8 protein-coding genes and 1 pseudogene are annotated in these 11,083 nt (G+C 44.6%); 3 read left to right on the forward strand and 6 right to left on the reverse strand.

Annotation, left to right across the window (positions count from 1 at the left end; translation table 11 throughout):
- Window positions 1–313 precede the first annotated feature (313 nt).
- The 5 genes from GC098_RS18195 to GC098_RS18215 form a co-directional block, all read right to left on the reverse strand.
- Window positions 314–481: an alpha/beta fold hydrolase gene (locus tag GC098_RS18195; protein WP_171644609.1), complete on the reverse strand. Its 168-nt coding sequence runs from the start codon at window positions 479–481 to the stop codon at window positions 314–316.
- 470 nt (window positions 482–951) lie between these two features.
- Entirely contained in the window at window positions 952–2,403 is a 1,452-nt protein-coding gene (locus GC098_RS18200) for a sugar porter family MFS transporter (protein WP_171644611.1), read from the reverse strand.
- A 259-nt stretch (window positions 2,404–2,662) separates the two neighbouring features.
- Window positions 2,663–4,030 carry an AraC family transcriptional regulator gene (locus GC098_RS18205; protein ID WP_171644613.1) on the reverse strand — a complete coding sequence of 456 codons (1,368 nt, stop codon included), beginning with the start codon at window positions 4,028–4,030 and terminating at the stop codon, window positions 2,663–2,665.
- Window positions 4,005–5,468 carry a sensor histidine kinase gene (locus GC098_RS18210; RefSeq protein ID WP_171644615.1) on the reverse strand — a complete coding sequence of 488 codons (1,464 nt, stop codon included), beginning with the start codon at window positions 5,466–5,468 and terminating at the stop codon, window positions 4,005–4,007. The genes GC098_RS18205 and GC098_RS18210 overlap by 26 nt, the downstream gene beginning before the upstream one ends.
- A complete protein-coding gene (locus tag GC098_RS18215; RefSeq protein WP_171644617.1) occupies window positions 5,465–6,454 on the reverse strand; it encodes a sugar-binding protein in 990 nt (329 codons plus the stop codon). Before GC098_RS18215 ends, GC098_RS18210 begins: the two co-directional genes overlap by 4 nt.
- A gap of 142 nt (window positions 6,455–6,596) precedes the next feature.
- Between GC098_RS18215 and GC098_RS18220 the strand changes: the two genes are divergently transcribed.
- The 3 genes from GC098_RS18220 to GC098_RS18230 all read left to right on the forward strand — a co-directional run bounded on the left by GC098_RS18220 (window position 6,597) and on the right by GC098_RS18230 (window position 10,301).
- On the forward strand, window positions 6,597–8,171 hold the full coding sequence (locus tag GC098_RS18220; RefSeq protein WP_216625320.1) for a catalase: 1,575 nt from the start codon (window positions 6,597–6,599) through the stop codon (window positions 8,169–8,171).
- Between the two features lie 197 nt (window positions 8,172–8,368).
- Window positions 8,369–9,427: a phosphotransferase gene (locus GC098_RS18225; RefSeq protein ID WP_171644621.1), complete on the forward strand. Its 1,059-nt coding sequence runs from the start codon at window positions 8,369–8,371 to the stop codon at window positions 9,425–9,427.
- On the forward strand, window positions 9,387–10,301 hold the full coding sequence (locus GC098_RS18230; RefSeq protein ID WP_246358697.1) for a YutH/CotS family kinase-like spore coat protein: 915 nt from the start codon (window positions 9,387–9,389) through the stop codon (window positions 10,299–10,301). Before GC098_RS18225 ends, GC098_RS18230 begins: the two co-directional genes overlap by 41 nt.
- A gap of 143 nt (window positions 10,302–10,444) precedes the next feature.
- On the opposite strand, the pseudogene GC098_RS18235 reads toward GC098_RS18230, so the two are convergent.
- Window positions 10,445–11,083, reverse strand: a pseudogene (locus GC098_RS18235) (hypothetical protein); the annotation flags it as partial.

Here is an 11,083-nt window from a genome sequence, read left to right on the forward strand (position 1 = left end):
CCTCTAATTTAAGGAGGAATCGCTATTCCGCGAGAAAACATCAGAAATAACGGGAGATTTTCCATGTAAACTAGCTTTTTATGAAAAAATACCCAAATTAACGGTAGGTTTTCCATGTAGTGCAACAGTGAAAACAGAGGTAGCCTAAAGATGAACGCCTTATGGGACAGCCCATACTTTTTTCGGATAAACCACTACTTTCGCTGCAGCTACCCTCGTTGCAAAACTCTTTGAAGCATCGTCCCGGATTGCGCGTAATTCGTATGCCACGATAGCGCCTTCTCCAAGACATGAGGGGTTTGCCCTCCCCTGGTCAGTGCTTCTCATTCTCTAACTCTTTTAAAAAAGATAACACGGCTATTCTCATTTGTTCCAAACCTGGCTGTTCAATCGGAAAATGGCCTGCTCCTTCTAAAATTTTATATTCTTTCTTACTATTTAATCGATTAAAAAAAGATTCACTTAAGGTGAATGGAGTCATTAGATCCACTCCATTTCGCACGCGATTATATATCTGCATGATATGCGTTGGAAGTTAATTCGTGACAAATGCCTAGTTTGGCTGAAGGAAGAGCCCATAAACGGCTTCGCCAAAGTAAGCTGCGCCCAAGAAGCCGTAGTGACTGGCAGCAGTGTAAAAAAAGAACCTCGAGCTCCTTTGGTGGAGTTGAGGTTCTTTTCTTGTCATAGATGTGACCCGTTCCTATTAAAACCCATCTAAATGGAACGAGGAGGCGTTATTTCACTGAGATTTGCTCAAATTCGGATTCATGCGGAACGACGATTCGTCATTTCGCCAGTTTTACGTCTGCAGCGTGTTTCTTTAACAAATAAGGTATCCTCGTTCCGTGACATGCCCGTTTAGCACTCATTTGCTCAAAATAGCGAATCGTCGTTCCTTTTCATGGCAAAACGGGCACAACAACCGCCATATCGCATCACAACGAGGGCTCAAGATTCGGGTGTATGAGGAATTGTTCTAAATGGGACGCCCTCTTCTTCTTTGGATTTATTCGAATTAGAAGTTTTCCTCGAAGACCACAAGGCTTCGATTTCCTCCAGCGATTTCCCCTTTGTCTCGGGCACAAGACGCCATGTGAAAAAGAATGTAAGCAAGGCCATGAAACCGAATATCCAGAATGTCACCGCTGGTCCTGCAGAACCAAGCATCGGAGGGAAGGTCTGCGATACGATATAATCCGCTGTCCAAAGTGCCATAGAAGCTATCGCCGTAGCTTTTCCACGAATACGGTTCGGGAAAATTTCGGACATAATCACCCACACGACAGGCCCAAGCGATACAGCAAAGGAAGCCACATACAGTAGAATAAAGATTAGCACCAAAGGCCCTGAAGGTTGTCCCGATTGAAAGGCGGCACCTATAACGACTAGGCACACTGTCATTGAGGCAGATCCTACAAGTAAAAGAGCCTTACGTCCCACCTTATCGATAAGCCATATAGCAAGAATGGTGAAGAGGAAATTAATCAGACCGACCAAAATGGTCTGAATCAGCGAAGCATTCGTGCCAGCACCCGTTTCCTTAAAAATTTCTGGGGCATAGTACATAATCGCATTGATTCCCGTAACTTGCTGGAGTACTGCCAGTCCCACACCTACGATTAAAGCAAGCCGCAAAGCTGGGCTGAACAGTTGACGGATCGATCCGCTTTCCTGACTGAACGATTCCTTGATATCCAGTACTTCCTGTCTGGCCAATTCGTCGCCGTGAATCTTAAGTAAAATTGGAAGAGATTCTGCTGCTCTCCCCTGCTTGATCAACCATCTCGGACTTTCAGGTACAAAGAAAAGCAGTACTAAGAACAGCAAGCCCGGAAGAACCCCGAAACCAAACATCCATCGCCAAGCTGTTGAAATATCCCACGCGTTGTCGCCATACCCCGCAATGCCCATATTAATGAAATATACGAGGAAGATACCGGTCACCGTCGCGAACTGATTCAGGGCTACAAGACGGCCGCGATACTTGGCAGGCGCTATTTCCGCGTTATAAAGAGGACATAGCGTAGAGGTAATACCAATCCCAAGTCCGCCAATAATCCGGGCAATAATATAAGCGGTGAACGTATTTGGAATGGCAGATCCGATGGACCCGATAATGAATAGGATCGCAGCTATAATCAGCACTTTTTTCCGACCGAACTTGTCCCCCAGCATACCGGATCCTGCTGCTCCAACGATACACCCGATGATTAAGCTGGAGACCGCCCAACCCACTTCCACCTGGCTTAGGTCGAAACGTTCTTTCATAAAACCGATTGCACCCGACACCACAGCTGTATCAAATCCAAATAATAACCCCCCCAAAGCGGCTACCATCGAAACTAGCGTTACAAACTTCATGCTTACTTGTTGGTTTTGATTGTTTATATGTGAGCTCATAAGCGATTATCCCTTCTGACTTATCCGCACCTTCATGCGGGTCTTTTATCATGAATAAATCGTAAATCCGTCTAATGCGAGACTCATTATACCATGCGTTTTGTTCAAGCTAGGGGCCAATTCCCTTCACTTATTTGTTGTTTACAAGCATAATATTGATGCCTGCAAATATCCGTCGGATGTAGGGCGGCAGACTAGCACATTTTTGTTCAGGAATAACAAAAAAGTCCATGCATCTCTGCATGAACCTTAGTCTTTATTAAAGTTGGTTGCGGAATTCAGTAGGCGCTACCCCTGTTACCTTTTTAAATACTCGGCTGAAATAATTAGGGTCTTTATAACCCACCATATAGCAGACTTCCTTTAAGCTGAATTGCCCGTCCCTTATGAATTCTTTGGCCCTTTCGATCCGCAGCCTTGTCACATAATCAATGAAGGTTTCTCCCGTTTGCTGCTTGAATACTTTACTGAAATAATACGGGTTCAAGTGGACATGCTCTGCCACATCTTCAAGGGAAAGCTCCTCACGGAATTTATCTTGAATGAACGTGATGGCGTTGTCTAGGACACTCCATGTTCGCTGTTCACGTTCCTCACGGATTCGTTTGATGGCCAATTCCACGTAAGTACGTTCAGAAGTGTTGTCTGCAATAAACTTATCAGCCGTTTCCCGCTCTCCTTCTAGGGAGAGCATTTTTAGATCCTCAAAAGAGCAAAGGTTACCCCACTTTTTAGGATATGTGGATGCGAAGACAGCTTCAAAATACGATCTTCTTATCCCCTCAATATCCATTTGAACGGATCCGATGCCTACATTAGCGTCTATACTACGCTGTTGGTGGAGTGTCTCGACCAGCTTATTGCCTAGGAAATGAGCCTCTTCTCGCAATACCTCATCCTTGATTTCCGCCTTCTCGAGAAGAAAGATGACCATGTGCCAATGGACCATGGAACTGACCACACAACCGACCCTATTCTTGATAAATCCTTTGGCGAGGTTTTTTACCGTCTCGTAAAGCTTTTTCTTTTCGATGCCTAATTCCTGCTCGGAGGTATGCCCGAATTCCGGCAAGGCTAGCACAAGAGCACATCCTTTATCTATGGAAAGCTCGAGGATATCAGCCAGATATCCCACCTCGGTTTCATTCACTTGATCTGACATAAAGACCAGAGCCATTTCCGTTTCCGCCAACGGGAGCAGATGGAAGTACTTATCGCGCATTGCGAACTCCTCGTCGCGCTTTCTTTGATCCTGGTCAATTTCAGCTACCAGCCGCTGGAGGAGTGCGACGATTTGATCACGTTTAGCCGGTTTGATCAGGTACTCTTTTACTCCCAAGGAAAGGGCTTCTTTGGCGTATTCAAAATGTTCATAGGCTGTAACCAGAACCATCTTGATCTGCGGACTATGAGCCTTAATTTCCTTTAACGCTTCAAGGCCTTGAATGCCCGGCATCCGAATATCCATCAGCACAATATGCGGCCGAAATTCATCTGCCTTTTGAATAGCCACGCGGCCATTCTCTGCATGAATAATTTCAAACGTATTCGGCATCATTCGGGTCACAATCCATTCAATGCCTTCTCTCTCTAAAGCTTCATCATCTGCGATCAGTAGGCGATACATCTCCATCCTCCTTTCCTGAAGCAGGAATCCGAATGAGGACAGTCGTCCCTTGGCCCGGCTCACTGTGAATATCTACAAGATTCTTTCTTCCATAAAATAATTCAAGACGTCTAAACACATTGCGCGTCCCTAAGCCAGTGGATTGTCCCTTTTCTTGGCCAAGCAGCGGTTCGGATTCGAAATGAAGCAGAGACTCACGAACCTCCTCGCTCATACCGATCCCATTATCCGATATGGCAACCCTTACCTCATCAGGCCCGCATGCAATGACCAGCTTAATCTCCGCCCCTTCTTCCATTCCCTCAATACCGTGGACGAAGACGTTCTCAAGTATCGGTTGAAGGGTTAGCATGGGAACATACACGTCCAGTCCGCTCTCGTCAATATCCGTTACGAACTGAATCCGGTCGCGAAAGCGGGCCTGTTGGATGGTAAAGTACTCCTTGGCATGCTCAACCTCATCCCTTAGCGTCACCGGCCGATCCAATTTCCGAAGATTATACCGAAGAAGATTCGACATGGATACCGTAAGATCGCTTGTTTTCTCAGCGCCCTCTAGCAGAGCAAGCTTGGATATGACATTCAAGGAATTAAAGAGAAAGTGCGGGTTTATCTGATTTTGCAAAACTTCCAGCTCCAATTCTTTGACCAGCTTGTCCTTTTCCAAGCTTTCTTTCTCTTTCATAATCAGTTCTTTCAAATTGTCTTGCATGCGCCCAAAAGCTTTAGATAACATACCAAACTCATTATGCTCACTAATCTGCGGAGGTGGAGCTTGCAAATTCCCGTCTGAAATTTGTTGAGCCGTTAAGGCCAACTGCTTGATCGGTCGGGTAATACCTAGGGAGATCCAATAAGCAAACAAGACGCTTATCAGCGTATTCAAGATAAAGATAGCGACTCCCCAGTGGTTCATAACTTCTGTTTGGATAAGAATTTGTCTGTAGAAGGGTTGATAATAACTCAGTTCCAAATCAATAAGATGATGTCCTTCAGCTTGGATGAACGCGGCTGTCTGCTCAGCCTCTTCGTAGAAAGCCGCATAAGCCAAAGAACCTTGGCTATTTAAAGCTTCTATTACACCCGCTTCTTGCCCTATAAACGTATCGATCATGTTGCGATAGCTGCGGACTGTAAGATCCGTAGTTGGAATAGTCGTCCCTTGTGCAGACAAGCTTTCCCGCAGATGATTGAGCTCATCCCTCTGACTTATATATGCCTTGTGGCTGTTCTCCGTTCGATCCATTAAGTAAACATTCAGAGCACGAAGATTTCCCTGCGTTTGTCCAGCAATTTGCTTGTACAATAATACCCGATCCAGCATCACATTATAGCTTTGCTGCACCGTTCTTCCGCTTTCAAAGATGAAATAAGCGACTGCGTTATTCATAATAAATAGCATAGGAATGACAATAAATAGCATTCTACGTATATTCATGGGCTGCTCACACTTGCCTTCAAATGGTTACTATCCATAATGTCTGTAGCGGTGTAGTGCTGGACCGGAATAGAGCCCCCTTTGAAAATATCTGCTAGCAAATAAACGGATTTGAATCCAATCTCTTTGGGCTGCTGAACGATGGAAGCTTGGATTGCTCCTTGGGCGATACCCTGTTTGGTTTCCTCCAAGTCATCAAATCCGTACACGCTTACATCCGCTCGATTCGTTGCCTTCAGTCCTTCCATAATACCAACCGCATCTAAGGAGCTAAATCCCACCATCGTCTGAATACTTGCATATTGGTTTAACATAGCTTCAGTCTGCTTAGCGGCTTGAATCCGCGAAATATTCGATGAGCGGACGGCTATGATTTCAAAACCTGGCGTATTTCGAATAATTGAACGGAAACCCTCTAGACGCAGCTGTTGATTATCCGCCAGTTCGCTTCCGATTATGACACCGATACGGCCTTTCCCGCCAGCATCTTTCACCACAAGCTCTCCCATGCGTTTGCCTGCTTCCCAATTATCTGTTCCCACGTAGGCGAGTCTCCGGCTCTCCGGCTCATCCGCATCTACTGTGATCACTGGAATACCTTGATCTATTGCCTTGCTAATCAGGAGATCGTAGCGCTGCTCTTTTATCCCTTGCACGATAATGGCATCCGGCTTGGCAGCAATCGATTTCTCTAGAAGATTCATTTGTTCAGCAGGATTTATGCGAATCGGCCCCATATAATCAATCTTCATACCTAGCTGCGCCGCGGCTTCTTTTGCTCCAAGTTCCACCGTTCTCCAAAATGGATTATCAATCTCTTGAGCTATAAGCACAACGTGCTTGATACGTTTATCCTCTACCATGCTCTGTTCCATTTGCCCGACCAGATGATCGATCTTAAGCGTGGAAGATAAAAACTGGAATAAAAAATAACAGAAAACAAGAAATATGCCTATCAGCCCCACCGTCCACTTTTTCTTTGACATGGAGCACCCCCGAAGTTTAGTAAAAAATATAGATTTATTATACAGAGCCTGCCGATAAAACGGAAATCACGTTTAGTATTCGGTGATGAATAATTTTCCTATACATGGCAAAAGGTACTACTGACAATTTAAGGAAGGATGAATGGAGACAATGGACAAAGAAAATCAAGAGATGACCTTAACGAATCGACAAGGTCATCCGATTTCAGATAATCAAAACATACGAACAATTGGAAATCGAGGACCATCAACGCTCGAAAACTACCACTACATCGAGAAAATATCCCATTTTGATCGGGAGCGCATTCCAGAACGTGTTGTACATGCACGCGGTGCCGGTGCCCATGGATATTTTGAGGCCTATGGTAAAGTAGGTAATGATCCTATATCTACCTATACACGTGCCAAGCTTTTTCAAGAGGCAGGTAAACAGACTCCTGTATTTGTCCGATTTTCTACAGTCGTTCACGGCAATTACTCTCCAGAAACATTTCGTGATCCCCGTGGATTTGCCACAAAGTTTTATACCGAGGACGGTAACTGGGACTTAGTCGGCAACAACTTGAAGATATTCTTTATTCGCGATCCGTTGAAGTTCCCGGACATGGTTCATGCCTTCAAACCAGACCCCGTCACCAACCTGCAAAACCCAGAGAAAATGTTCGATTTTGTATCGAATTCTCCTGAGGCCACTCACATGATCACATTCCTGTTCTCTCCGTGGGGGATTCCAGCCAACTATAGACAAATGCAAGGGTCTGGTGTGAATACCTACAAGTGGGTCAACCAAGACGGACAAGCAGTATTAGTCAAGTATCATTGGGAACCGCTGAAGCAAGGGATGAAGAACCTGACTCAAAAGGAAGCAGAAGGCATACAGGGTAAAAACGTAAGTCATGCCACGCAGGATTTGTATGAAGCCATCGAGCGAGGCGAGTACCCGGAATGGGAGCTCTGTGTTCAAATCTTGAGTGATGACGAGCATCCTGAGCTCGACTTCGACCCGCTTGATCCGACGAAGCTTTGGGATCATGAACAATTTCCTTTTTTACCTGTGGGCAAAATGGTACTGAATAAAAACCCGGAAAATTACTTTGCCGAAGTCGAGCAGGCCGCTTTCGGTACGGGGGTTCTGGTAGATGGTCTTGATTTTTCCGATGACAAGCTGTTACAGGGGCGAACATTCTCCTACTCCGATACCCAACGATACCGCGTGGGAACGAACTACCTTCAGCTGCCGATTAATGCCCCCAAAACGCGTGTAGCCACGAACCAACGGGATGGGCAAATGACTATCATGGTGGATCGGGCACCCGGGCAAAATCCGCATGTGAATTACGAGCCTTCCTCGCTTGGCGGGTTAAAAGAAGCCGTTCCTTCCGGCAAAGAACATCAACCTATGTATAATGACAAATTAGTCCGTGAAAAAATAAGCCGAACCAACGACTTCAAGCAAGCCGGAGATACCTACAGCAAATTTGAAGATTGGGAACGCGATGAATTGATTGCGAATTTGGTAGATGCGCTGAAGATATGTAAGCCGATTATCCAGAATAAAATGATTGAACATTTCACCAAGGCCGACCCTGATTACGGTCGACGTGTTTCTGAAGGTCTTGCTCAAGCTAACGTCGATTCGGCACACCTCGGTTCCGCTTCTGGAAGAGATGGCGCTGAAATTGCTGAGAACTCAGGAAAGCGAACAGATGGATATTAAAGATTAAAGACGAAACACTTGATTCAGGAACTGACCGAGTAGGCTGACAGCCTTCCGGTCTTTTTTCGTTTCCCTCGCTATCCGAATGGAAAGTTTTTACTGTAACTCGAGGCAATAGACCATACAGACGTCCCCCTTAATGAATAGTCTAGGTATTAGCTACTCCTTACCCATCTTAAATAAAGTGAGGTTGCTACATGGCAAATTCCTATACGAAACACCGAATTCGCAAAATTTCTCGCCGCTTCGGCCTGCTGCCGTTGAGTTCAGGCATGGTTGCTTCCTTTTACAGAGAAAACGCTATTATTCAAGTACAAACGGAAACTGGCATCTATGCCATGAAACCCTTTTTTCGAAACACGCTCCTCCGCACGAGTACCGTTCATCAAATGAAAACAACGGCAGCGTATATAGAACTCTTGATGAATAGCGGCTTCAGTTACATGCCCAAATGGCTCACTACCCATTCTGGGAAGTTATGGACTTTAAATCACGAACGCCCCTTCTATATGACGGAATGGATAAATGGAAGGAAATTGGAAACGAACGAAGATTTTGAAGAGCTTGGCCGGGCCCTAGCCACTCTACATACTACATCCAGTGGTCTCCTTGACACTAAAGGGCCCTTCACGCATAAACAGATCGATAAATGGAAAATCCAAGATCGCCTCTTTCGTAGACGAATGGCAAATGCTATCCAAAGGCATGAATGGAACCGCAAATGGCACAAAAAATACGGAAAATACTGTAAGCGCCTTACCAAGCGGGCATGGGCTAACTTAAGCAGCCCAGAAATCAAACATCTTTTGGAGAAGGAATCGAAGCATCCCGCATTGATACACAACGATATTACTTCCCCTAATGTCATTATTTCTGAAAACGGCCAGCTCTACATTATCGATTGGGACCGTGTTAAAGTGGGTTCCATCTATGTGGATCTAGCGAAAGCGCTCATGAACACAACACAATTCAATCCCGATTTCATATTAGCGTTGTTAAAGGGGTACGAAGAACGCCGTCCTTTAAACAAGACAGAGCGCAAACTAATTTCGTCCTTATATGGATTACCACGGGAAGCTTGGCACGCTACTCGGTTCCCTAATCACTCTAGAAGCCGTGAAATGCTTGATATTTTGGAAAAAACCTGGCATCCCCGATTAAAAGCAATGGATTTATTAGATGAATGGACAAAATCAATCCCTAAGGAGAATGAGCATGAAGATGTCCATGAAGTCGTCAATGAAGTCACAGGTTGAACAAATATATGGCATAAAAATTAAAGAAACTCTTCAAATAAAAGATATTTATAAGATTCGGACCACGAACGAGACTTATTGTTTAAAAAGTTACTCTTTCCCGGAAGAGGAGGTCAGGTTTATTACCCGGATTCTATCCTATATGGATGAGCGTGGTTTTACTCGCAGTCAAAAGGTTTCTCCTACGGTGGAGCAATCGCCCTACATGACTCATGACAGCCTTTTCTACACATTAACGAATTGGGTTGACGGACAGAGGCCAGACTTTACGAGGAGGAGAGACTTAAAGAAAGGCATTCGAACTTTAGCTAGGTTCCATTCCATAGCGGAAGGATTTCCTACAGCCGAAGCTCCAGAAGCAAGAATTCGATATATGGGGCTGGATCACGAAATTACCGAATATAAAACTCTGCTCAGTTCATACAAAATTACCGCACATTTAGCAGCACTTAGTGAGGATGTACTAGACCATTTACATCAGCCCAAAGTGATAGAGGCCATCGATACGGAACAAAAAGCTTCCTCATTTGTTCATGGCGATTACAATTATCCCAACCTAATGAAAGACAAACGGCGGAAGCTGCATTTGATCGATTTTGACAACACTTCGCTCCACACCAGAATGAAGGATTTGTCCCATATTCTTCATCGAAATTGCCTTTGGGACGGTTCGGAGATGCTTCGTTGGATCGATTATTATCAGAGATATCGTCCCTTGAGTTCTTCTGATCTCTGTCTTCTTCATGCACTTCTATCTGCACCTTATCATGTAGTCCGGAACATTAGGATTGGCGGTATTCGTTTGGCCAAAGAGATTATTCCGTCAGCCGCCCATTTGAACAAGTATCAGCGTGAGCTTAGGGCGTTGCTGTAAATGGAGTTTAAACGTAAAAACCCCCAAGCTCACATTAGAGTGAACTGGGGTTTTTGCACTTATTTTTCGCCGCTTGGTTATTTCTTCTTATAATATCCATGCTGCTCCAGCAGTTCTTTTCACCTGCCAGCCCTCTTTACACATTACTTTTGTACTTTCACGATGGTCTGACCGATTACCAAAAATCCATTTACATAGCCTCGGAATTCTAGGTTTTCATTTGGTCCTGTCCAAGTAAAATCAGAGCGTTCGAATTTGAATTGTCCGTTCTTTGCTTGGTTATAGTAACCATTGTTGCTTGTTAATGCTTTAACACCATTAAGTGTAACCGTATTAAGGTCAAATCCTTCGCTTTTGAACCCTTCAAGTAAATTCACACGAACGGTAAACACACCATTATTGCCTTTGATTACTGTTGGTGTTACTTCAATGGAACTCGCAATGTAAACAACAAACTGTTTTTGAATCGTAGTACTTAAGCCTGCAGCATTACTCGCGTTTACTGTGATTGTATAGGTCCCAGGCTTATCCAATTTAATTGCACTTTCATTAGCAATTGGTTTGCCCACAGATTCGCCTGGCTGTTTAATTGTCATACTATCGGAAATAACGCCTGACAATATATCTCGTGTAGAATAACTTAATGTTAACATCGTGTTGAGTTTATACTCGTTACTCAAATTCATTGTGATTTCCGGTGCCGTACGGTCGATCTTCACCTCTACGGTCTGTACCTTCTCTGTGTTGCCCGCTTGGTCAACCGAGTAGAAGCTGACCTGGCT

The sequence above is a fragment of the Paenibacillus phytorum genome, from assembly GCF_013141715.1.
Classification (GTDB): Bacteria; Bacillota; Bacilli; order Paenibacillales; family NBRC-103111; genus Paenibacillus_E; species Paenibacillus_E phytorum.

Excerpts from the sequence above, each read along its gene's own strand:
- GC098_RS18195 (WP_171644609.1), bottom strand. The coding sequence starts at position 481 with ATGACTCCATTCACCTTAAGTGAATCTTTTTTTAATCGATTAAATAGT.
- GC098_RS18200 (WP_171644611.1), bottom strand. The coding sequence starts at position 2,403 with ATGAGCTCACATATAAACAATCAAAACCAACAAGTAAGCATGAAGTTT.
- GC098_RS18205 (WP_171644613.1), bottom strand. The coding sequence starts at position 4,030 with ATGTATCGCCTACTGATCGCAGATGATGAAGCTTTAGAGAGAGAAGGC.
- GC098_RS18210 (WP_171644615.1), bottom strand. The coding sequence starts at position 5,468 with ATGAATATACGTAGAATGCTATTTATTGTCATTCCTATGCTATTTATT.
- GC098_RS18215 (WP_171644617.1), bottom strand. The coding sequence starts at position 6,454 with ATGTCAAAGAAAAAGTGGACGGTGGGGCTGATAGGCATATTTCTTGTT.
- GC098_RS18220 (WP_216625320.1), top strand. The coding sequence starts at position 6,597 with ATGGAGACAATGGACAAAGAAAATCAAGAGATGACCTTAACGAATCGA.
- GC098_RS18225 (WP_171644621.1), top strand. The coding sequence starts at position 8,369 with ATGGCAAATTCCTATACGAAACACCGAATTCGCAAAATTTCTCGCCGC.
- GC098_RS18230 (WP_246358697.1), top strand. The coding sequence starts at position 9,387 with ATGAAGATGTCCATGAAGTCGTCAATGAAGTCACAGGTTGAACAAATA.